Origin of the sequence: Streptococcus gordonii, assembly GCF_001553855.1 — a bacterium.
Lineage (GTDB): Bacteria > Bacillota > Bacilli > Lactobacillales > Streptococcaceae > Streptococcus > Streptococcus gordonii.
On the sequence record NZ_LQWV01000037.1, the window covers coordinates 110,102 to 131,201 of the forward strand.

Genomic DNA, 21,100 nt, shown 5'->3' on the forward strand with positions numbered 1-21,100 from the left:
TCTTTCTTGTTCCTGTTTCTCTTTCGTGTTACAATAGGAGTATTGAATTTTAGAGGAAAGAACATGATTTATTTAGATAATTCAGCAACAACCAAGCCTTATCCTGAGTCTTTGGCCACTTACACAGAGGTTGCTTCTAAAATCTGGGGAAATCCTTCCAGTCTGCACAGTTTAGGTAGTCAGGCAACCCGTCTCTTAGAAGCTTCTCGTAGGCAAATTGCAGAGCTTTTGGGCAAGTCTTCGTCGGAGATTTTTTTTACGTCTGGAGGGACAGAAGGAGACAACTGGGTGCTTAAAGGAGTTGCTTTTGAAAAGATTCCCTTTGGAAAACACATCATCGTATCCAATATTGAGCATCCCGCGGTTAAAGAATCAGCCCTCTGGCTGCAGAGTCAAGGATTTGAAGTGGATTTCGCTCCAGTGGACAAGGCTGGTTTTGTTGATGTAGACAAGCTAGCGGAGTTGATTCGGCCAGACACCACACTAGTCTCTATCATGGCTGTCAATAATGAAATCGGCAGTATTCAGCCTATTCAGAAAATATCCGAACTGCTAGCAGACAAGCCGACTATTTCCTTTCATGTGGATGCTGTACAGGCTGTTACGAAGATTCCGACAGCTACTTATCTGACGGATCGCGTGGATTTTGCGACATTTTCCAGTCATAAATTTCATGGTGTCCGGGGCGTAGGCTTTGTCTATATCAAGTCTGGCAAGAAAATCAGTCCGCTTTTGACTGGTGGAGGTCAGGAGTCGGACAAGCGCTCAACGACGGAGAATTTAGCTGGCATTGCTGCGACAGCCAAGGCCTTGCGATTGTCTATGGAAAGGCAAGAAGTATTTGCCCAGAGGACGACTCAGATGAAGAAGATTCTCCTTGAAGAGCTGCAGAAGTATCCAGATGTGATGATTTTCTCAGACATGGAAGATTTTGCGCCCCATATACTAACCTTTGGTATCAAGGGAGTGCGTGGCGAAGTTGTCGTTCATGCATTTGAAGACTACGAGATTTATATCTCGACTACCAGCGCTTGCTCTTCTAAGGCTGGAAAGCCAGCAGGAACCCTAATCGCTATGGGGGTTGAAAAGTCTATCGCTCAAACGGCTGTCCGTATCAGTTTGGATCTTGACAACGATATGAGCCAGATGGAGCAGTTTTTGACAACTTTTAAAATCATTTACGAAAAAACTAGAAAAGTAAGGTAAACAATGCATTATTCAGAAATTATGGTACGCTACGGTGAGCTCTCAACCAAGGGCAAGAACCGCATGCGCTTTATCAACAAACTCAAACGCAATATCCAATCAGTCTTATCAATCTATCCGCGGGTTCATGTCAAGGCTGACCGTGACCGCACTCATATCTATCTGCATGGAACAGACTATCAGCCAGTCGCTGAATCACTCAAGCAGATTTTTGGGATTCAGAATTTCTCTCCATCTTATAGGGTTAAAAAGTCTGTACCAGCCTTGATTGAAGCTGTTCAAACCATCATGAAGGAAGTCTATCAAGAGGGTATGACCTTTAAGATTTCTAGCAAACGCAGTGATCACAGCTTTGAATTGGATAGCCGCGAGCTTAACCAAACGCTTGGGGATGCTGTTTTTGAGGCTATTCCCAATGTTCAGGTTAAAATGAAAGCGCCTGATATTGAGCTTCGTGTCGAAATTCGTGAAGAAGCGGCCTATATCTCCTATGAGACGATTCGTGGTGCTGGGGGACTGCCAGTCGGTACTTCAGGAAAAGGCATGCTCATGTTGTCGGGTGGGATTGACTCACCAGTGGCTGGTTATCTGGCTCTCAAGCGTGGTGTAGATATCGAGGCTGTTCACTTTGCCAGTCCGCCTTACACCAGTCCAGGAGCTCTGAAAAAAGCTCAAGATTTGACTCGAAAATTGACCAAGTTTGGTGGCAATATCCAGTTTATCGAAGTGCCTTTCACAGAGATTCAAGAGGAAATCAAGGCCAAGGCTCCTGAAGCCTACCTGATGACCCTGACTCGTCGCTTTATGATGCGCATTACGGATCGGATTCGGGAGGAACGGGGGGCTCAAGTCATTATCAACGGAGAAAGTCTAGGTCAGGTGGCTAGTCAAACCATCGAGAGTATGCAGGCTATCAATGCAGTAACCAATACACCGGTTATCCGTCCTGTCGTGACCATGGACAAGCTGGAAATCATTGAGATTGCAGAAAAAATCGATACTTTCCAAATCTCTATCCAGCCATTTGAAGACTGCTGTACCATTTTTGCACCAGACCGGCCTAAAACCAATCCGAAGATCAAGAATGCGGAGCAGTACGAAGCTCGCTTAGATGTTGAAGGTTTGGTAGAGCGCGCTGTTGCAGGCATCATGATTACTGAGATCAGACCACAAGCAGAGACTGATGAAGTTGACGAGCTGATTGAGGAGCTGTTGTAAAAGCGAGAGAAGGTGACCTTTATGCTTGCTGTTTTTCTCTTAATTCCTTTTTTGCTGATTCGCTTTCCTTTATTGAGTCATTACAGCAAAAACGCTTTGTCACGAGCGGCTTATTTTGCATCAGTCCAAGGAAAGGAAAAGATAGCATATATGATTTATCAATTGAGCAATCTAACCTTGTTCATAACTCCTTTTTTGCTTGAAGTTAAGTTTGATTCTTCTGTTTTCTTTTATGCTGGTATAGCTATTTACCTGCTTGGTTTGGCTTTGTGTGCTATCAGTATGAGGGATTTCGCTAGACCAGCTGCAAACGGCATGAATACAAAGGGTCTTTATCGCTATTCCCGTAATCCCATGTATCTAGCTTACTTTGTTTGTTTTTTAGGAATAGCTTTTTTGACTAAGTCAATGATTTTCTTTCTGATTTTAGTGATTTTTCAGACTGCGGCCCACTGGATTATCCTCTCTGAGGAGCGCTGGTGTCTTGAAAAATTCGGAAAGTCTTATCAAGACTATCAAGATAAAGTACGACGCTATTTTTAAGCTTCTTCCAATCAATAATTACAAGATAAATTTATTAATAAATAGAATAGTAAAATACTCTTGATTTAAGTTTTAATAAAATAGTAGAAAAAAGGAGAATGAATGAGCGATTGGTATTATTTTTGGAGAGGACTTGCTGGAGCATTTTCTTGGGAAAAGGGCCAAGATAATGCTTTGATTGGAGGAGAACCTAGCTGGACTTATTTATTAGGGCTTAGCATTAACTTTTTAGTGATTCTAGGAATTTTTGGTCTAGTCTTGTTCGGATTCTATAAAACCAAAGTTCAAGCAGGTTCTTGGAAGGCGGCTTTCGGAGTCTTTTGGGATAATCTATTTTTAAGAGGGCGCGCCAGAGGTATTTTAGGTCTTATAGTTGGCTTCCCCATTATTTTCATTGCAATCCCCTTCTATGCTGGATATCGTGTGACAAATGGTGTTTGGCGCTACAATTATTTTACAAATCAAGAAACAGTTACTAAGACGGTCTTACTTTCTGAGTTAGATACTTATGTTGGAAGTAGGAAGTCAGGTAGCTCTAGTATTACCTTGACAGTTTTTACTGGAAACGAGAAGCGTACAGTCAACATTGCAAACTCAAGTCAGACACTAGCCCGCACCTTAAAATCAGAATTAAAGACACCGACAATGATTGATGTTGAAGTCAATAAAGAAGGACAGATTATCTTTGTTCATTAAAAAAATTTAATAAGCTTGAAAATCCGTTTTCATTGGGTGAAAAGGCTTGTCAAAAGGGAAGAGAAGTGCTATACTTAGAGAGTTGACTATGCACGTTCCTGTGCAACCGCACGAACATCGTTGCTCACATAGTGAGTATAAAGTGGTTAGTCCCACGATGCTAGGCGAGTCTTCACAAAAATACGGGGGAACCCCAAAAAAATCATAGGAGGTGCATAATGAGCACATACGCAATCATTAAAACTGGCGGAAAACAAGTTAAAGTTGAAGTTGGTCAAGCAATCTACGTTGAAAAATTGAACGTTGAAGCTGGTCAAGATGTTACTTTTGACGAAGTTGTTCTTGTTGGTGGTGAAAAAACTGTTGTCGGAACTCCACTTGTTGCCGGAGCTACTGTTGTCGGAACTGTTGAAAAACAAGGTAAACAAAAGAAAGTTGTTACTTTCAAATATAAACCTAAAAAGGGCAGTCACCGTAAACAAGGTCACCGTCAACCATATACTAAGGTTGTCATCAACGCGATCAACGCTTAATTTTCAGGAGAACACATGATACACGCAGTCTTTGAGAGAGCTGAGGATGGCGAACTGAGATGTGCAGAGATTACTGGACACGCCGGAAGCGGCGAATACGGCTTTGATGTCGTGTGTGCATCGGTTTCGACGCTTGCCATAAATTTTGTCAATTCAATTGAAAAATTCGCGGGCTATGAACCGACCTTAGAATTAAACGAAGATCAAGGTGGATTCTTACGGGTTGAAATCCCAAAAGATATTGCACCGAACCAGAGAGAAATGACTCAGCTTTTCTTTGAATCCTTTTTCTTAGGAATGGCAAACCTATCGGAGAACTCATCAGAGTTCGTCCAAACAAGAGTTATCACAGAAAACTAACACGGAGGAAAAACATTATGTTAAAAATGAATCTTGCTAACTTGCAATTATTCGCCCACAAAAAAGGTGGAGGTTCTACATCTAACGGACGTGATTCACAAGCGAAACGTCTTGGTGCTAAAGCTGCTGACGGTCAAACTGTTACAGGTGGCTCAATCCTTTACCGTCAACGCGGAACTCACATCTATCCAGGTGTAAACGTTGGCCGCGGTGGAGACGATACTTTGTTTGCAAAAGTTGAAGGCGTAGTTCGCTTTGAACGCAAAGGACGCGATAAAAAACAAGTTTCTGTTTACCCAATCGCTAAATAAGGTTATAAAACCACTAAACAAAAGGCTTTCTGAGAGATCAGAGAGCCTATTTTTTATTTTGATAACTGTATTTTAATAAGTAAGATGATAGGGAAACCGTTTCCTTGACTTTAAAGTATTGAAATGATTGAATAGTTTTTATAAAAAATAAATCGGAGGGCATATGTTCCATTTTTTTACAAAAGTTGAAAGTATTTCAACAGCAGAATTAGAGAAAAGGTTGAAGACGAATATTAAGCTACTGGATGTTCGAACCCCGTCTGAATATAGCAAGGGTCACATCAGGGGAGCCCAGAATCTTCCTTTAGGGCAACTCGATCGCTATTCGCAGTCAAAAGAAGAGAAGCTTTATGTGATTTGTCACTCAGGTGTTCGTAGCAGATTAGCAGCGAAAAAGCTTAAAAAGAAAGGCTATGATGTTGTGAATGTTTCTGGAGGCATGATGTCTTGGAAAGGGGATGTCGTTTAAAGTAAGTCAATAAAAAACTCTTTGCCAATTTTTAATGAATGGCAAAGAGAAGGAGTCGCTTATTTGACTGTTGTAGGGATGATATCTTTAGTTTTTCCAGAATGAGCAATCACACGATATTCGTTTGGTTTTGTTTCGTATTGGAATGCAATGGTTGTGGTGTCGTCTGGTAATTTTTGTGCAATGTCAGCAATAGTCTGACGGAAACCTTGCAGGATTTGTTTGTCTTCTTCTGTGGCAGTATTATTATCAAAAGCAGCCATCATTTCCTTAGTTCCAGCAGCTGTATCACCTTTGATAGAAGCTGTAATGACGGTATGTCCATTCGGGAAAGCTTCGTCTTTTACATCTTTTTCAACTTTAATATCAAAATCTTTAGAATTTCCATTTGGATCAAATATTGATTTCAGCTCATTGATAACATCTTCTTGAGAAGTACCAGCTGATTTGCTTTTTTTGGCAGTAGATACTGATGAAGTGACTTCTGAAGAAGATGATGAGGATGTTTCTTCAGTTGACTTCGCAGAGCATGCGGCTAAAACGATAAATGATAGGGCAGTTAAACTATAGAGTGAAATTTTCTTCATAGATTCCTCCTGGAAAGGTTAAGGTTATATTATTCTCTTATAACTGGAAAACAGTATCAAGAAATAAATTGTAGATATATTGTAACCAACGCTAAGCCAGTCGTCAAGCGACTTTCAGGCTTTTTAGGCAACTTGAGTAAAAAATCATATAAAGGATATAAGAACTACAGATGAACATAGAAAAAAAGTAGATGATGACCTACCTTTTTGGTTGGTCTCGCCTACTTTTTTAGTTTAGAAGATATTTTTCAATAGCTTTTGCTACCCCATTTTCGTCATTGGAGTCAGTGACGTCATCAGCGAGTGATTTAACATAGTCGCTGGCATTCCCCATGGCAATACCTAGACCTGTAAATTTTAGCATTTCAAGGTCATTGTTGGCGTCGCCAAGAGCCATGATTTCCTCTGCTTGGATATCTAATTTTTGGGCTAGTTTTTCTAATGCAAATGCTTTAGTGATACCTGCCGGCATAACTTCATAAATCACATCCTGTGAGCGTACACCGCTGAAATGCTGGCAGATATCAGAGGCATATTTTTCTTCAAAAAAATCGACTGTCTCTTTTTCTGCTAAGAACATGGCCTGGAACATCGTATACTTACCACTAACTGCCTCCTCAAGGCTGATTTCAGTGGGTGAGGTAAAAACATAGCCTGTGTCTCGAACTACGATAGGGCTTGGTGTCTCTCCGACAACGAAATAGTGTTCTTCGTCAAATAAGGTAAGTTGGATGGAGCTATCTTGGGTTAAGCTATAGAGATAGTGGATATCTTGCTTATCCAAGGCGACTGAGTCTATTACCTTCCAATCACTGGTTTGGTGGATGGCACAGCCATTGTCAACAATCACATATTCATCTTCTTGGGCGAGGCCTAAAAGTTCGTAATATGGTCGAACACCAAAAGGAGGACGACCTGTACAAAGGACCAGTTTCACACCAGCCTTTATAGCTTTGTGGATAGCAGAGATATTTTCTTGGGAAATCTTTTTTTGAGAATTCAAGAGAGTTCCATCCATATCAAGTGCAAGTAATTTTATCATTGTTTATCTCCAATATTAATCTGTGATAAGTATAGCATAATTTATGGATAAAGTCCGAGTCTATAGGAAAAATCGCGGGTCTTGTGTTATAATAAATAGAATACCCTAAAAGGATGAGAAAAATGAATTTAGAAGATTTGAAAAAACGTCAGGAGAAGATCCGCAATTTCTCCATCATTGCCCATATCGACCACGGGAAATCGACCTTGGCTGACCGGATTTTGGAGGCGACTGAGACGGTTTCCAGCCGGGAAATGCAGGCCCAACTCTTAGACAGTATGGACTTGGAGCGGGAGCGCGGTATCACCATCAAACTAAATGCTATCGAGCTTAATTACACAGCTAAAGATGGTGAAACCTATATCTTCCACCTCATTGACACGCCAGGACACGTGGACTTTACCTATGAAGTATCGCGGTCGTTAGCAGCCTGTGAAGGAGCTATTCTGGTCGTTGATGCAGCTCAGGGGATTGAAGCTCAGACCTTGGCTAATGTCTATCTAGCGCTGGACAATGACTTGGAAATCCTGCCGGTTATCAATAAGATTGACCTGCCAGCTGCGGATCCAGAACGGGTGCGAGCTGAGATTGAAGATGTGATTGGGCTAGATGCTAGCGAAGCCGTATTAGCTTCTGCCAAGGCCGGTATCGGGATTGAAGAAATCCTTGAACAAATAGTAGAAAAAGTTCCAGCTCCGACTGGAAGTGTAGAAGCACCACTCAAAGCCTTGATTTTTGACTCAGTCTATGATGCCTATCGTGGGGTAATTCTGCAAGTGCGGGTTATGGACGGTGTGGTCAAGCCGGGAGATACCATTCAGCTCATGAGCAATGGCAAGACCTTTGATGTAACTGAGGTCGGCATCTTTACTCCAAAGGCCATTGGTCGCGATTTCCTAGCGACAGGGGATGTTGGCTACATCGCTGCCTCTATCAAGACAGTGCAGGATACTCGAGTTGGAGATACTGTAACATTGGCTGACAATCCAGCTACAGAACCTCTGCATGGCTACAAGCAGATGAACCCGATGGTTTTCGCTGGACTCTATCCAATCGAGTCTAATAAATACAATGACTTACGTGAAGCACTCGAAAAGCTCCAGCTAAACGATGCCAGTCTGCAGTTTGAACCAGAAACATCTCAGGCATTAGGATTTGGTTTCCGCTGTGGCTTCTTGGGCTTGCTGCATATGGATGTCATTCAGGAGCGCTTGGAGCGTGAATTTAATATTGATCTGATTATGACAGCGCCATCTGTTATCTATAAGGTCAATATGACAGATGGTGCTTCGATTGATGTGTCCAATCCGAGCGAGTTTCCGGATCCGACCAAGATTGACTCCATTGAAGAGCCCTATGTTAAGGCGCAGATTATGGTGCCGCAGGAATTTGTCGGAGCGGTGATGGAGTTGGCTCAGCGCAAGCGCGGTGACTTTGTGACCATGGACTATATCGATGATAATCGGGTCAATGTCATCTATCAAATCCCGCTTGCTGAAATTGTCTTTGACTTCTTTGACAAGCTCAAGTCCTCTACTCGTGGCTATGCTAGCTTTGACTATGAAATCTCTGAGTATCGCTCGTCCAAGCTAGTTAAAATGGATATTCTCCTCAATGGCGACAAGGTTGATGCTCTCAGCTTTATCGTTCACAAGGAATTTGCCTATGAGCGTGGTAAGCTGATTGTAGAGAAGCTCAAGAAAATCATTCCTCGTCAGCAGTTTGAAGTACCTATTCAGGCCGCTATCGGTCAGAAAATCGTGGCTCGGACAGACATCAAGGCCCTGCGTAAGAATGTCTTGGCCAAGTGTTATGGTGGTGACGTTTCCCGGAAGCGCAAACTCCTTGAAAAACAAAAAGCCGGTAAGAAACGGATGAAGGCTATCGGTTCTGTTGAAGTTCCCCAAGAGGCCTTCCTCAGTGTCTTGAGTATGGATGATGAATAATCTCTTAAATCCCTAGGTAACATGTTCCAAAAAGGAGGAAAATCATGAAACGATCGTACTTACTTGGTGCAGTCCTTGTATTGACTTCACTTACACTTATATCTTGTGCAAAATCTCAACAAAAAAGTGAACAAACGAGCTCATCGACCAGTTCAAGTGTTCAAGTGAAAAAGGATAGTTCAGACTCTTCTTCTAAGGAAAGCAAGAGCAAAGACAATCAAGAAAGAAAACGTGTTGGCTCCCCTGAGTTTGGCTATATCGATATCCCAAGTAAATGGGTTAAATTTGTTGATGTAGATGTTGAGGGACTCGTTCAATATACAGATGGCTCTACCTATAATATCGTTACCATGAATGCCATTTCTAAGGCAGAGGCAGAAGTAGGTGAGGGGGAAACCTTCAATGCAGAAACGATTGCTCAACGCGTCGCCTATAATTGGAGTCAAAAAGATAATCTTGAAAAGATGTGGGGAACTAAGAATACCGTATCTGGCCAAGAAGCATTTCAACTTAACATCATCTTGAAGTCAGGACAACTTGCTAATACATTGGTTTTCCAAAAGGATGATAAAGTCTATATACTGTCCATTGAAGGTGACAAAGAAACGATCAATGACTTCTTGGAAAACATGAAGGATACATGGAGTCTCGACGAAAAAAATTCAAATGCTAAGATCTAAAAGACTCAAAAAAATGAGATTGACTGAAAGGTATCTCATTTTTTGATGTGTTGATGATAAACACTAAAAAGATAATTAGAAAGTAAAATATGACTCAAGAAATCGACCTTGAAAAGTACCATCAGCTAGCCCTGCAAAAGCAGAAAGAGCACCGAAAGTTTTTGGCTAACTTGAAGAAAAAACCACCAAAAAACCTCGATAAGATTGCCCAGCAAATCCATGATGAGGTCTTTGAGGAGATTGACTGCACAGCTTGCGCCAATTGTTGTAAGACCCTGGGACCAGATTTTAAGGAAGCTGATATAGTCCGTATTGCCAAATATTTCAAGATGAAGCTGCCGGCTTTTGAAGAGGAATTTCTACAGGTAGACGAAGACGGTGACAAGGTTTTCAAGGCCATGCCTTGTCCTTTTTTAGGTGGAGATAATCTCTGTTCGATCTACGATGTCCGTCCCAAGGCCTGCCGAGAATTTCCCCATACAGACCGTAAGAAGATTCATCAGATTAATCATCTGACAATTAAAAATACCCTGACCTGCCCAGCGGCTTATCTCTTTGTGGAGAAGCTGCGGGATAGGTTGTAAAATCCCCCTCTAAATCTTGTACAAAAATTCTAGGGCGGAAGTATCTTATATCTGTTAGACTATAATAGATAGGAGGTAAGAAGAAAAGAATATGATGCATCAATTCAATCGAACCATGGAATACCTGGAAAGTAAGTTAGACGCAGAAGTGGACTTGCAGAAATTTCAGCAGATATCAGGCTATTCTTATGCTCTCTTTAGCAGGCTCTTCTCCATCCTAGCAGATATGACTTTAGCAGAATACTTGCGCAATCGCAGGCTGTCTGAAGCTGTGACGGACTTGCAGGAAAGCTCTGAGAAAGTCATTGACATAGCGATGAAATACGGCTATGAGTCTTCGGATGCCTTCAGCGCAGCCTTTAAGAAATTCCATGGTTCGACCCCCTCAGAAGTTCGAAATGGAAAACCTTATCGCGTCTTTCCTAGACTTCAATTATCCTTAAAGATTACAGGAGGAAAGAACATGGATATCAAGATTCAAAAGAAACCTGCTTTTACCGTAGCAGGCGTCCTATTGGAAGCTATTGACAATAGTCAGTGCCCATCTGCTTGGGATCAACTCTATGCCAATCACAGCTTTGAAAGCCTGGAAAGTCTAGGCAGTGGCCAATCTTTTGGCGTCTGCTCGGATGTCAAAGAAGGCGAAATTATCAACTATATGGCCGCTTATGATGTGACGGATAAAGCCAAAGCAGAAGAACTTGGTCTGTCAATCAAAGAAATCGCAGAAGCTGAATATGCTATCGTACCAGTCAAGGGGGCTATACCAGCCAGCATTCACCATGCTTGGAAATATGTTTTGGAAGTCTTTTTCCCAGAAACTGGTTATCGCCACTCAGGAGCACCAGATTTTGAAGTCTACACCGAGGGTGATATGTCCTCCCCAGACTATCAAATGGAACTCTGGATACCAGTGGTGAAATAAAACGATGATTGCAAGTCATTTTTTAGGCGTTGATTACAGAGGAGGATGATGCTATGCAGATGTATTTTGGGGACGTTTCTCTTTGTTATACATATTCACTTGCGATGGCGCTGCATTCGTATGGTTATGATGTTCGCCCTGAGTTTTTGGAAGCCATTATGGTGTTGGGAAATGGCGCTAGTATTGTAAAGGAAGATGAAAAACACCCCTTAGTCTTCTTTGATAATGGAATGCCAGACAGTTCTATCAGTCATTCTTTAGACATTCTGGGCTTTACATATGACGAATACTATATAAAGGATTCTAATGCAGTGGATCTTCTCTCTATCAGAAAAATCTTAAGTAAGTTCTTACTCAGTGGGCCTCTTGTTCTTGGCCCTTTGGACATGGGTTATCTGACTTATAATCCCAATCATATTCATTTGTATGGGGTGGACCATTTTGTTTCAGTTTATGATTTAGATGATGAGTTTATTTATTTCCATGATCCAGCAGGCTTTGCTTGTATGAAAATGAGTTTCTCAGAATTTTCGAAAGCCTGGGAAGCTAAAAATATCGACTATAAAAGAGGTTCTTTCTCCATGTGGGGAAACTTCAAAAAAATCAAATCTCCAACTTCCAAAGAGATTTATCAGAAAACATCTATGCTGATGAAGCAACAATATGAACGTGGCGAGGAGAACGTGATAGCAAGATATGCTAAGTCGGTAGCGGACAATGGCTTGAATGAAGAACAAAAGCATCTTCATCAATACTTTAGTTTCAAATTAGCTTCTATCAGAAATCTATACATGAGCAATTTCTTAAAAGACCACGATACGGTCAGATCTGAACTAAAAGAAAATTTAGCAAAATTGTTTGGCCAAGCTCATTTATTTTGTATCAAGGAAGATTACCAAAAATTGTCAGAAGTCTTGTATGATATTGCAGTGCTAGATAATAAATTTAGAGATTTGTGCCTTCACTATAAGGAAGAGTAGAAGAAGTGAGAAAAACGAAGATGCTGTTTGGTAATGCAGCAGGATCGAAACTAGGGGCACCAGACTATCAAATGGAACTCCGGATACCAGTGGTGAAATAAAATGTGAATCGAGGCTGGGACAAAAGTCCTAGCCTCTCAATTGTCTTTGGATTGTCGAGCAAGACGCAGTGGTTGAGTGGGCTCTACTACGCTGATTCCATCAGCTTTTACAGCCCAACTCAACTGTGCGGAGGTGGGACGACGAAATCGAATTCTAACGAATTACCGATTTCTGTCCCACTCTCGTTTTTTTGTGGCTTGTGGTATAATAAACCTACTACAGTTACAGAAAGGATTTCGACCTTGTCATACAAATTTCTACTTTTCGACCTTGACCATACGCTGCTGGATTTTGATACGGCAGAAGACATCGCCCTGACTCATTTTTTGGAGGAGCAGGGCGTAACGGAGATTCAGACCTACAAAGACTATTATATTCCCATGAACAAGGGCCTTTGGCGGGATTTGGAGCAGGGGAAAATCACCAAGCCTGAGCTGGTCAATACGCGCTTTTCTCGTCTTTTTGCTCATTTTGGCATTGAGAAGGATGGCGCCGAGTTGGCCCTTCTCTATCAGCAGCACATTGCTCAACAAGGACAAACCTACGCTGGTGCAAGCGAGCTTTTGGACAGTCTGACAGCAGCTGATTATGAGATTTACGGCGCGACTAATGGCATCACAGCTATTCAGACTGGTCGCATGGCCCATTCCGACATCTCACCCTATTTTAACCATATCTTTATCTCGGAGCAGATGGGGACTCAGAAGCCTGAAGCATTGTTTTATGAAAAAATAGCAGAGCAGATACCAGCTTTTGAGAAGAGTCAGACTTTGATGATTGGAGACTCCTTGACAGCTGATATTGCCGGTGGAAACAATGCAGGGATTGATACGGCTTGGTATAATCCGAAGGGACTGATTAACCAAACACAGGCTAGACCAACCTACATTCTCCAATCTTATCAAGACTTGTTGGATTTGTTGTTACAATAATAAGAAGAGGCGGTTCGGCCTCTTTTCTGCTATAATAGACCTATGAATAAGCTAATCCAATCAAAGCTGGAACTGTTGCCAACCAGTCCCGGCTGTTACATTCACAAAGACAAAAACGGTACTATTATTTATGTCGGCAAAGCCAAGAATCTTCGCAATCGGGTTCGGTCTTATTTCCGTGGCAGCCATGATACCAAGACCGAGGCTCTGGTATCAGAGATTGTCGATTTTGAGTTTATTGTCACCGAGTCCAATATTGAAGCTCTGCTTCTGGAAATCAATCTAATCAAGGAAAACAAGCCTAAGTACAATATCATGCTCAAGGACGATAAGTCCTATCCTTTTATCAAGATCACCAATGAAACCTATCCGCGCCTGATTATCACGCGCCAAGTTAAAAAGGATGGTGGTTTATACTTCGGTCCCTACCCTGATGTCGGTGCGGCCAATGAAATCAAGCGTCTCTTAGATCGGCTCTTTCCTTTCCGCAAGTGTACCAATCCGCCTGAAAAGGTCTGCTTTTACTACCATCTGGGACAGTGCAAGGCCCACACTATTTGCCAGGTAGACAGCCAGTATTTCAAGGAACTAGCCCAGGAGGTAGCGGCCTTTCTCAAAGGGCAGGATGACCAGATTATTGAGGATTTACGGGGAAAAATGGCTGGCGCAGCGCAAGCTATGGAGTTTGAAAAGGCAGCAGAGTACCGCGACTTGATTCAGTCCATTGGCACCTTGCGAACCAAGCAGCGGGTTATGGCCAAGGATTTGCAGAATCGCGATGTCTTTGGCTACTATGTGGACAAGGGCTGGATGTGCGTACAGGTCTTCTTTGTCCGCCAGGGCAAGTTAATCGAGCGCGATGTCAATCTTTTTCCTTATTACAATGATCCTGACGAGGATTTCTTGACCTATATCGGCCAGTTCTACCAGGAAAAATCCCACCTCAAGCCCAATGAAATTTTGATTCCAGCAGATATTGACGAAGAAGCTGTCCGAGCCATGGTGGATACCAAGGTGCTTAAGCCTCAGCGAGGCGAGAAGAAGCAGTTGGTCAATCTGGCTATCAAAAACGCCCGAGTCAGCCTCCAGCAGAAATTTGACCTCTTGGAAAAATCTATTGAAAAGACTCAAGGTGCTATTGAGAATCTAGGGCAGCTCCTTAACATTCCAACGCCTGTTCGTATTGAGTCTTTTGATAACTCCAACATCATGGGGACCAGTCCTGTATCAGCTATGGTGGTCTTTGTCAATGGTAAACCAAGCAAGAAGGACTATCGCAAATATAAGATCAAGACTGTGGTGGGACCTGATGACTACGCCAGTATGCGAGAGGTCATCAAGCGACGCTACAGTCGGGTGATTCGGGATGGACTGACTCCGCCTGATTTGATTGTCATTGATGGTGGACAAGGTCAAGTTAATATCGCTAAAGAAGTTATCCAGGATCAGCTGGGACTAGATATTCCCATCGCTGGACTGCAAAAAAATGACAAGCACCAGACTCATGAATTGCTTTTTGGCGATCCTTTGCAAGTGGTAGAATTATCCCGCAATTCGCAGGAATTTTTCCTACTTCAGCGTATCCAAGATGAGGTCCACCGCTTCGCTATTACCTTCCACCGCCAGCTCCGCTCTAAAAATTCCTTCTCATCGCAGCTAGATGGTATTGAAGGATTGGGACCAAAACGCAAGCAAAATCTTATGAAACACTTCAAATCTCTAACCAAGATTAAAGAAGCCAGTGTAGATGAAATTGTCGAAGTCGGCGTACCTCGAGCAGTAGCTGAAGCGGTGCGGGAGAAGCTACATCTAGCAGACCAGCAGAAAGCAACGCTACCTGAAGTAGCAGAGCCGATTGAAAATATGGAATGAGAAATTAAATTGTCTGACTGGTAAAAATGTTTATTTAAGACCCATAATGTCGGATCGTAGTGTAAATGTTTCTGTATTTATGGTAAACTAATACAAATAAAAGTGATTTTGAAAAGGGCAAAAATTTGGGCATCATGGAGAACAATGTTCAACAAGTTGTTGACTTGCTCAATGATATTTCTAAAGTCGCAACCATCGTCCAAGATAATGACTTGGCTGACCTTTATATTGCTCAAGGAGGTGCCAATCTGGGCAAGGAAATGCCAGAAAAAGACTTTCTTGAAGCCGAACATAAAGTTCTGAAAATAATGGATGCTCTGAAGGATATTCATCGCGAAGTTGTTCAGAATATCGAGAATAAGTATATCAGTGGTCTTGAAGATGCAGTAGAAGCTCTCAATAAGGTCAATGAAGGGAAAAACCAATACAAGTCAGATCATTTGACCTATGAAGAAACAACAACAACCTATATAAACAATGGGTTGGCTGGGCCGGTAGAGCAGACGTCAACAGAAACCAAACATTTTACCCTATCTGATATTCTAAATAGCGATAAAAGTCCGATCCCTGCCGCTGCAGCTAAATACAATGAAAAGCTAAAAGTTGCCAAAGAGCGTCTAAAAAAACTTGAACAGTCAGACAAAGAAACCTATAATAAGATTAAGGACCTGACAGATAGAAAGTTGGTGGATAGCTTCTATCCAACCGAAATGGGGGAGTACAAGCGTCTCAAGTCTACTTGGTCCAAGGACAATGAACAGTGGCTTGGCTGGGTAGAAAACGGTGTTAAAATCGTTGGTGTTGGCTTGTTAGTTGTCGGTAGTATTGCTTCGGGAGGTACCCTAGCACCAGTAGCATTTGGGACAGGTACAGCTCTTTTAGGAGGAGAAGCACTCTATCGAGCAGGAGTTGGAGAGACGATCTCTGGAGATGTACTCTCAACAGAGCAACGCTGGTGGGCAGGAGCTGAGGCAGTTACGACACTGGCGTCTGGTGGTCTATCTACAGCTACTAAGGTAGCAGGCACTACAGCTTCGGAGTCTCTGCTAGCTGCTGAGAAGTTTGCTCATATGACTGCAAACGTCTATGATGCGGCTCAGTTTGGGCATGACTTTATGGAAGACCCTCAGATGGCCTTGACAAACCTAGCAACCAGTCAAATGATTGGTCGTACTATTGGTCATCTTGGTAGTAAATACAAGGCCTACCGAGCAAGTCAAACAGGCAATGTTGATATCCGTAGTGGTGAAGCAACCAGCTTCAAGGCCAACATCAAAGAGCGAGCTAACACAGCCTGGACGGACATCAAGACCAAGGCAGGTGATGTCAAGGTTCAAGCAGGAGAAAGTTTTGAGAACTTCAAGAATCGTGTCTCAAATGTGAAGAATCAAGCCATCTCAGCTAGTACAGAGGGGCTTTCAAACAAGGTACGGAACTTTAGCGATGCCATTGAAACTGGCCGACAAAATATTCACAACACGCTTGACTCCCTTGGGAATAAGAATCGACTTTCTTTTGTGACTGTAGATGACGTCCCAGTCGATCTACCAAAATCAAAAGTCTCAACCAAGATGGATGACTTCGCCAATCGTATCCAACAAATCTCAGTCGAACATAAACAAAAGATTGAAGCGTTTGAAGGCAGAGGTGGGGGAAGCGTTGATCCAAAAGTTAAAGTTGATGATATATCAGATACGAAAATTCACACTCCAGAGAGTATCATCTCAGAAAGAACCAAAGGTTTAGATTTAGAGCCCCATCCAACTACTCAGAAGCAACTCAGTCAAAAGAGGATGAGAGAACTGAAACAAAAGATTGCCGATCGAACAATTACAAGAGAAGAATATGAACAGTATGATTGGAATAAGAGATTTTCAAAAAGACGTAGAGACGGTGTGGATTTATTTTGGCTTGATGAACGTAAAAGGTTAATGAACGGTGAAGCGAGTAGCAGAGCATGGACCAGTTCGCAACGACAAGATATTATTGATGGTAAAAAACCAACATATAATGGCAAAACACTTCAAGGGCATCACACTTATAGTGCTTCTCAATATCCTCACTTAGCAAATAGACCCGAAGTTATTTTTCCAGCTACTTTTAATGAGCATTTTTACGGATGGCATGGAGGAAATTGGAAGATGAGTTTACCAGGTGAACGAATAAATACAATTGAAGATTTTTAAAAGGAGAAATTATGCATAAATTTATCGCTAAAATAAAATCGGATTGTAATGAGATAAAAATCGTGAAAATTATACGAGATTTTAGTCATGAACCAATTGGAATAATTAAAGAAAAAATGGCCAATAATACATCTGTAGTTGAAACAGAATATTTGAATTTAGAACAATTGAAGGTTTTTAGAAAAAAACTGGAAGAAATAATTGAATTGGGTGGGAAGGTTCAATTATTTCTTGATGACGAAATTGTATCTATGCAGTTTTTAAGTAATGTAATAGAATCACAGGAAGATACAAAAAATCAAATTGAGCAAGATGACTCTTATATGTTTGATGAAGAAGATTGAAATTCATAAAATGAAGCAGATTTATTATTTTTAAAATAAACAATATTATTTAAAATGTGATATCCAAGTGTTATCACATTTTTTATATTCTCAAAAGTTTTTGCTATACTAGATTTATACTTCTAATACTTTACTACCAGTCAAATGATTGGTCGTACTATTGGTCATCTTGGTAGTAAATACAAGGCCTACCGAGCAAGTCAAACAGGCAATGTCGACATCCACAGTGGTGAAGCAACCAGCTTCAAAACCAATCTTAAAGAACAGGCCAACACAGCCTGGACGGACATCAAGACCAAGGCAGGTGATGTCAAGGTTCAAGTGGGAAAAGGTTTTGATAACTTCAAGAACCGAGTTTCGAATGTGAAGAATCAAGTCATCTCAGCTAGCACAGAGGGGCTTTCAAACAAAGTACGGAACTTTAGCGATGCCATTGAAACTGGCCGACAAAATATTCACAACACGCTTGACTCCCTTGGGAATAAGAATCGACTTGCTTTTGTGACTGTAGATGACGTCCCAGTCGATCTACCAAAATCAAAAGTCTCAACCAAGATGGATGACCTAGCAGATCGCATCCAACAAATCTCAATCGAACATAAACAAAAGATTGAAGCGTTTGAAGGTAAAGGTGGGGGAAGAACTAGTAATAAAACTCCAAAAATTCAACATATAGATGACATTCCACGCATTGAAGAGATACAAGTTGAATTTAATCGCAATCCAAAACATCCTGAAGAAGAATTCTCACGTCAATTAGCAGATCAACAAAATGGAATGAACGAGTTGACTGTTCAGGAATATCTTGATAATCGTGAAAGATATATCGCTGAAGGTCGTGCTTTAGAAAGAAATGCTGCTCAACGAGTCGCAAGGGAGAATGCTTTCTCAGATAAGTATAACGAGTTTATTGAGAGTGGTTTATCTCGTTCAGAAGCAAAACTGAAGGCGCAAGAATGGCTAGATACCCAAGCTGCTCTTCACAATCCTGACCAGATAGCTGGAGGATATCCAGATAAGATTGGTGGCATGGGCGATACAGGTGTCAACTCATCTATTGGAATTCAATGGAGATATCGTATTGATTATGTTGATGAGCAGATTCGGGCAATGGCTAAAACAATGTCTCCAGAACAACTACAGAGTACATATTTAAATGTAAGGCTTACTTATTGAAAGGAGTATCGATGATTTCAGATTTTTTAAAAGTTGCAGACATGCCAAAAGAGGTGATTGAAAATTATAAGGATAAAGTCCCTGTTGAATTGGTTGAGATTTGGGAAAACCAAGGTTTGGGTACCTTTTTAAATGGTTATCTAAAAGTTATAAATCCAGATGACTATATTGAGTTAATTAAAGATTCATATTTTAGGGGTAATGTTGCTATTCCAATATTTGCGACGGCTTTTGGAGATATGATTGTATGTGAAGAAGGAAAATATTTAAGGATGGTAAAATACAAAGATGGAGTATTTATGACTATTTTTGAGAACCTCCCTTTGTTTCTACAATTTGTTAATGAACCCGATTTTGCAGATGATTATTTTGAATTGCCACTCTACAATGAAGCGATTGAACAATATGGCCTGTTAGATTACGATCAGTGTTTTGGCTTTGTACCCTTGTTAGCATTAGGTGGATTCAAAGATGTGGATCATCTAGATAAGGTTAAGATGTATGAGCATATCTTGTCAATTACTACGTTGGTTGGCAAGATTGGAATGTAGAATATTAGTTTAAGATATGGTGATAAGCTGAACTGAGAATAAGGAAATGCTATGTTAAGAATTTTTCCATTTAAAACGGATGGAGTACTAGATGAAGTAGAAAAATTGGAGAAACATTATTCTATTTCATTACCTGAAAAATATAAAGAGTTTTTATTAAAGTATAATGGAGGAGATACAATTGATGCTACCTTTAGAATTGATAAAGTAAGTTCAGATATTCGAGCTTTCTATGGGTTTGAAAATGCTGACTATGAATATAACTTCCAGTATTTAATTGATCATGATTTTCTATCAGATTATATTGAAGTTGATTATCTACCAATTGCAGAAGATAGTTTCGGGAATTATATTCTTCTGGGAATTGCAGAACAAAATTATAATCAAGTAGCATTTTTTGATCACGAGAAGCAAAGAATTATCCCCTTTCATGTTTCATTTAAAGAATTTTTGGGAAGTATAAAAAGTAAAGTCTGCAAAATTAAATCCATTGATGAAAGAATTCAAAAAATGAAAGAGGTAAATAGTCCAGTTATTGTTGACGACGAATTAAAGGCAATTTGGCAAGAAGAAATTGATAAGTATGCAGGCCTTGAGCAAGTCATTGTTAAGCTTTAATCTTATTGTGATAAATGTAAGACTTTGTGTTGACAGAAGTAGATTTTGGTTTAGAAAGGAATTATTATGAACGATACTATTACAAACGAGACTATTGAAATGGTCGATAAATTTTTAAGTTTAGTTACGATCGATTTGGATGAGGATCTTGACAGACAGTTAGCAGCAGCCTATATTTTCGGGATGTTAAACGGGAAGGCACAAAAGAATTCTATTTCACCAGAAAAAGTCCAAGCCTTGATGATTCGAATTGGTATTGAGAAACTTCAATATACTCCCGAGGTGGCCTTTGAAATGACACAGTTTGTCATTAATGCGACGGATAAAGAATTTCACCCGACAGTTAACGCTATTATCCATAGAGGCATAGAAGGCTACTTTCTATATGAGGGCAATCAATATGATGCTCTTTCAGAGGATTTTCAAGATATTGTTCAAGTAGTGAAAAGCTAGGTATTACAACAGAGTAAGTCTGATTTTATAGCCGGACTTATTTACTTAATTTTCAAATCATTGATAGTCACATAGTGAGAAAAATTCAAGCAATGTGAAGTAAGCATTAGAAGGCTTAGAATATTTGATAGCGAAATAATTTGACATTGAAATAATTTTATAATATAATATTCCTATTCTTTATTAATAGGAGACACTAATGAAAAAAATTGTTACAGCTAGTGTAGCGCTTTTGTCGGTTATAACTTTAGCAGCATGTTCTGGAAAATCAACTTCAGAATCTTCTGAGAAAGCTTCAAGTTCTGTAGAAAAAACTTCTACTTCAAAGAGTTCATCAAGTAGCTCTGAAACTTCATCAAAAACAGCTAGTTCAGATCTAAAAACACCAGAAATTGTTCTTTTGACAGATGAAGAAATTGACAATGCTAAAACAATTGGCGATATGAAAGCTCTTTTTGGTAAGTTGATTGATAACTATAAGAAATACATTACCGAAATCGGTAATAAAGTTCCAGAAGCTGGAAAAGAAGCATACAATCAACAAGTAGAACCAGCAATTGAATCTATGGAAACTTCGAGAGAAACATTTAACAAAACGCTTTCAGCCGCTGGTCCGGATGATACAGTAGTTCCAGAACAAAATCGTAACCTATTTCTTCAACAGTTGAAGACAGGACGTGATGCTATGAAGCAGGCTATTGAAGGTGCTTATAAATCTCTTGCTCCGCTTATTTCTGGACAATAATATCTCAACAAAGTAGGTGATTGTCACCTGCTTTTTTTGTA

24 protein-coding genes and 1 other annotated feature are annotated in these 21,100 nt (G+C 40.6%); of the genes, 22 read left to right on the forward strand and 2 right to left on the reverse strand.

The window, feature by feature from the left end:
• Window positions 1-63 precede the first annotated feature (63 nt).
• From AWH02_RS07780 to AWH02_RS07815, 8 genes are all read left to right on the forward strand, one after another.
• Window positions 64-1,206, forward strand: coding sequence for a cysteine desulfurase family protein (locus AWH02_RS07780; RefSeq protein WP_060553969.1), 1,143 nt, complete (start codon window positions 64-66; stop codon window positions 1,204-1,206).
• A gap of 3 nt (window positions 1,207-1,209) precedes the next feature.
• Window positions 1,210-2,424, forward strand: a complete 1,215-nt coding sequence (gene thiI / locus AWH02_RS07785) for a tRNA uracil 4-sulfurtransferase ThiI (protein ID WP_060553968.1) — start codon at window positions 1,210-1,212, stop codon at window positions 2,422-2,424.
• Window positions 2,425-2,445: 21 nt separating this feature from the next.
• Entirely contained in the window at window positions 2,446-2,967 is a 522-nt protein-coding gene (locus AWH02_RS07790; RefSeq protein WP_060553967.1) for a methyltransferase family protein, read from the forward strand.
• A gap of 102 nt (window positions 2,968-3,069) precedes the next feature.
• Complete coding sequence (locus AWH02_RS07795) at window positions 3,070-3,663, forward strand: hypothetical protein (protein WP_060553966.1); 594 nt, start codon at window positions 3,070-3,072, stop codon at window positions 3,661-3,663.
• Between the two features lie 94 nt (window positions 3,664-3,757).
• Window positions 3,758-3,845, forward strand: a sequence feature (ribosomal protein L21 leader region).
• Window positions 3,846-3,881: 36 nt separating this feature from the next.
• Window positions 3,882-4,196, forward strand: coding sequence for a 50S ribosomal protein L21 (gene rplU / locus AWH02_RS07800; RefSeq protein ID WP_009754237.1), 315 nt, complete (start codon window positions 3,882-3,884; stop codon window positions 4,194-4,196).
• A gap of 15 nt (window positions 4,197-4,211) precedes the next feature.
• Window positions 4,212-4,556 carry a ribosomal-processing cysteine protease Prp gene (locus AWH02_RS07805; RefSeq protein ID WP_012000277.1) on the forward strand — a complete coding sequence of 115 codons (345 nt, stop codon included), beginning with the start codon at window positions 4,212-4,214 and terminating at the stop codon, window positions 4,554-4,556.
• Window positions 4,557-4,573: 17 nt separating this feature from the next.
• Window positions 4,574-4,867 (forward strand): 50S ribosomal protein L27, encoded by a 294-nt coding sequence (gene rpmA, locus AWH02_RS07810; RefSeq protein ID WP_003032879.1) that lies wholly within the window; start codon window positions 4,574-4,576, stop codon window positions 4,865-4,867.
• A 163-nt stretch (window positions 4,868-5,030) separates the two neighbouring features.
• The gene (locus AWH02_RS07815; RefSeq protein WP_060553965.1) at window positions 5,031-5,336 is read left to right on the forward strand and encodes a rhodanese-like domain-containing protein; all 306 of its coding nucleotides are present in this window, start codon (window positions 5,031-5,033) and stop codon (window positions 5,334-5,336) included.
• A 59-nt stretch (window positions 5,337-5,395) separates the two neighbouring features.
• Here the strand turns inward: AWH02_RS07815 and AWH02_RS07820 are convergent, their stop codons facing one another.
• Window positions 5,396-5,923: a hypothetical protein gene (locus AWH02_RS07820; protein WP_008808966.1), complete on the reverse strand. Its 528-nt coding sequence runs from the start codon at window positions 5,921-5,923 to the stop codon at window positions 5,396-5,398.
• 229 nt (window positions 5,924-6,152) lie between these two features.
• The gene (locus AWH02_RS07825; RefSeq protein ID WP_060553964.1) at window positions 6,153-6,965 is read right to left on the reverse strand and encodes a Cof-type HAD-IIB family hydrolase; all 813 of its coding nucleotides are present in this window, start codon (window positions 6,963-6,965) and stop codon (window positions 6,153-6,155) included.
• A 122-nt stretch (window positions 6,966-7,087) separates the two neighbouring features.
• Here AWH02_RS07825 and lepA point away from each other — a divergent pair, with 122 nt between their 5' ends.
• From lepA to AWH02_RS07895, 14 genes are all read left to right on the forward strand, one after another.
• Window positions 7,088-8,911: a translation elongation factor 4 gene (gene lepA, locus AWH02_RS07830; protein WP_060553963.1), complete on the forward strand. Its 1,824-nt coding sequence runs from the start codon at window positions 7,088-7,090 to the stop codon at window positions 8,909-8,911.
• 44 nt (window positions 8,912-8,955) lie between these two features.
• Entirely contained in the window at window positions 8,956-9,591 is a 636-nt protein-coding gene (locus AWH02_RS07835; protein ID WP_060553962.1) for a hypothetical protein, read from the forward strand.
• Between the two features lie 89 nt (window positions 9,592-9,680).
• The gene (locus AWH02_RS07840) at window positions 9,681-10,175 is read left to right on the forward strand and encodes a YkgJ family cysteine cluster protein (protein ID WP_048763203.1); all 495 of its coding nucleotides are present in this window, start codon (window positions 9,681-9,683) and stop codon (window positions 10,173-10,175) included.
• Window positions 10,176-10,266: 91 nt separating this feature from the next.
• Window positions 10,267-11,100 (forward strand): AraC family transcriptional regulator, encoded by an 834-nt coding sequence (locus AWH02_RS07845; RefSeq protein WP_060553961.1) that lies wholly within the window; start codon window positions 10,267-10,269, stop codon window positions 11,098-11,100.
• 53 nt (window positions 11,101-11,153) lie between these two features.
• On the forward strand, window positions 11,154-12,080 hold the full coding sequence (locus AWH02_RS07850) for a DNA repair protein RadC (RefSeq protein WP_060553960.1): 927 nt from the start codon (window positions 11,154-11,156) through the stop codon (window positions 12,078-12,080).
• 344 nt (window positions 12,081-12,424) lie between these two features.
• Window positions 12,425-13,114 carry a pyrimidine 5'-nucleotidase PynA gene (pynA, locus tag AWH02_RS07855; protein ID WP_060553959.1) on the forward strand — a complete coding sequence of 230 codons (690 nt, stop codon included), beginning with the start codon at window positions 12,425-12,427 and terminating at the stop codon, window positions 13,112-13,114.
• A 42-nt stretch (window positions 13,115-13,156) separates the two neighbouring features.
• The gene (gene uvrC / locus AWH02_RS07860; protein WP_060553958.1) at window positions 13,157-14,986 is read left to right on the forward strand and encodes an excinuclease ABC subunit UvrC; all 1,830 of its coding nucleotides are present in this window, start codon (window positions 13,157-13,159) and stop codon (window positions 14,984-14,986) included.
• A gap of 134 nt (window positions 14,987-15,120) precedes the next feature.
• Window positions 15,121-17,172 carry a hypothetical protein gene (locus tag AWH02_RS07865; protein ID WP_060954920.1) on the forward strand — a complete coding sequence of 684 codons (2,052 nt, stop codon included), beginning with the start codon at window positions 15,121-15,123 and terminating at the stop codon, window positions 17,170-17,172.
• Between the two features lie 11 nt (window positions 17,173-17,183).
• On the forward strand, window positions 17,184-17,516 hold the full coding sequence (locus AWH02_RS07870) for a hypothetical protein (RefSeq protein WP_048778043.1): 333 nt from the start codon (window positions 17,184-17,186) through the stop codon (window positions 17,514-17,516).
• Window positions 17,517-17,660: 144 nt separating this feature from the next.
• Window positions 17,661-18,692, forward strand: coding sequence for a polymorphic toxin type 15 domain-containing protein (locus tag AWH02_RS11195; protein WP_223358733.1), 1,032 nt, complete (start codon window positions 17,661-17,663; stop codon window positions 18,690-18,692).
• Window positions 18,693-18,703: 11 nt separating this feature from the next.
• The gene (locus AWH02_RS07880; protein WP_060553956.1) at window positions 18,704-19,243 is read left to right on the forward strand and encodes a T6SS immunity protein Tdi1 domain-containing protein; all 540 of its coding nucleotides are present in this window, start codon (window positions 18,704-18,706) and stop codon (window positions 19,241-19,243) included.
• A gap of 51 nt (window positions 19,244-19,294) precedes the next feature.
• Window positions 19,295-19,861, forward strand: coding sequence for an SMI1/KNR4 family protein (locus tag AWH02_RS07885; RefSeq protein ID WP_060553955.1), 567 nt, complete (start codon window positions 19,295-19,297; stop codon window positions 19,859-19,861).
• Between the two features lie 66 nt (window positions 19,862-19,927).
• The gene (gene imm48, locus AWH02_RS07890; RefSeq protein WP_060553954.1) at window positions 19,928-20,314 is read left to right on the forward strand and encodes an Imm48 family immunity protein; all 387 of its coding nucleotides are present in this window, start codon (window positions 19,928-19,930) and stop codon (window positions 20,312-20,314) included.
• Window positions 20,315-20,513: 199 nt separating this feature from the next.
• A complete protein-coding gene (locus AWH02_RS07895; RefSeq protein ID WP_045502271.1) occupies window positions 20,514-21,059 on the forward strand; it encodes a hypothetical protein in 546 nt (181 codons plus the stop codon).
• The last annotated feature ends 41 nt before the right edge of the window (window positions 21,060-21,100 follow it).

Excerpts from the sequence above, each read along its gene's own strand:
- AWH02_RS07780 (WP_060553969.1), top strand. The coding sequence starts at position 64 with ATGATTTATTTAGATAATTCAGCAACAACCAAGCCTTATCCTGAGTCT.
- thiI (WP_060553968.1), top strand. The coding sequence starts at position 1,210 with ATGCATTATTCAGAAATTATGGTACGCTACGGTGAGCTCTCAACCAAG.
- AWH02_RS07790 (WP_060553967.1), top strand. The coding sequence starts at position 2,446 with ATGCTTGCTGTTTTTCTCTTAATTCCTTTTTTGCTGATTCGCTTTCCT.
- AWH02_RS07795 (WP_060553966.1), top strand. The coding sequence starts at position 3,070 with ATGAGCGATTGGTATTATTTTTGGAGAGGACTTGCTGGAGCATTTTCT.
- rplU (WP_009754237.1), top strand. The coding sequence starts at position 3,882 with ATGAGCACATACGCAATCATTAAAACTGGCGGAAAACAAGTTAAAGTT.
- AWH02_RS07805 (WP_012000277.1), top strand. The coding sequence starts at position 4,212 with ATGATACACGCAGTCTTTGAGAGAGCTGAGGATGGCGAACTGAGATGT.
- rpmA (WP_003032879.1), top strand. The coding sequence starts at position 4,574 with ATGTTAAAAATGAATCTTGCTAACTTGCAATTATTCGCCCACAAAAAA.
- AWH02_RS07815 (WP_060553965.1), top strand. The coding sequence starts at position 5,031 with ATGTTCCATTTTTTTACAAAAGTTGAAAGTATTTCAACAGCAGAATTA.
- AWH02_RS07820 (WP_008808966.1), bottom strand. The coding sequence starts at position 5,923 with ATGAAGAAAATTTCACTCTATAGTTTAACTGCCCTATCATTTATCGTT.
- AWH02_RS07825 (WP_060553964.1), bottom strand. The coding sequence starts at position 6,965 with ATGATAAAATTACTTGCACTTGATATGGATGGAACTCTCTTGAATTCT.
- lepA (WP_060553963.1), top strand. The coding sequence starts at position 7,088 with ATGAATTTAGAAGATTTGAAAAAACGTCAGGAGAAGATCCGCAATTTC.
- AWH02_RS07835 (WP_060553962.1), top strand. The coding sequence starts at position 8,956 with ATGAAACGATCGTACTTACTTGGTGCAGTCCTTGTATTGACTTCACTT.
- AWH02_RS07840 (WP_048763203.1), top strand. The coding sequence starts at position 9,681 with ATGACTCAAGAAATCGACCTTGAAAAGTACCATCAGCTAGCCCTGCAA.
- AWH02_RS07845 (WP_060553961.1), top strand. The coding sequence starts at position 10,267 with ATGATGCATCAATTCAATCGAACCATGGAATACCTGGAAAGTAAGTTA.
- AWH02_RS07850 (WP_060553960.1), top strand. The coding sequence starts at position 11,154 with ATGCAGATGTATTTTGGGGACGTTTCTCTTTGTTATACATATTCACTT.
- uvrC (WP_060553958.1), top strand. The coding sequence starts at position 13,157 with ATGAATAAGCTAATCCAATCAAAGCTGGAACTGTTGCCAACCAGTCCC.
- AWH02_RS07865 (WP_060954920.1), top strand. The coding sequence starts at position 15,121 with ATGGAGAACAATGTTCAACAAGTTGTTGACTTGCTCAATGATATTTCT.
- AWH02_RS07870 (WP_048778043.1), top strand. The coding sequence starts at position 17,184 with ATGCATAAATTTATCGCTAAAATAAAATCGGATTGTAATGAGATAAAA.
- AWH02_RS11195 (WP_223358733.1), top strand. The coding sequence starts at position 17,661 with ATGATTGGTCGTACTATTGGTCATCTTGGTAGTAAATACAAGGCCTAC.
- AWH02_RS07880 (WP_060553956.1), top strand. The coding sequence starts at position 18,704 with ATGATTTCAGATTTTTTAAAAGTTGCAGACATGCCAAAAGAGGTGATT.
- AWH02_RS07885 (WP_060553955.1), top strand. The coding sequence starts at position 19,295 with ATGTTAAGAATTTTTCCATTTAAAACGGATGGAGTACTAGATGAAGTA.
- imm48 (WP_060553954.1), top strand. The coding sequence starts at position 19,928 with ATGAACGATACTATTACAAACGAGACTATTGAAATGGTCGATAAATTT.
- AWH02_RS07895 (WP_045502271.1), top strand. The coding sequence starts at position 20,514 with ATGAAAAAAATTGTTACAGCTAGTGTAGCGCTTTTGTCGGTTATAACT.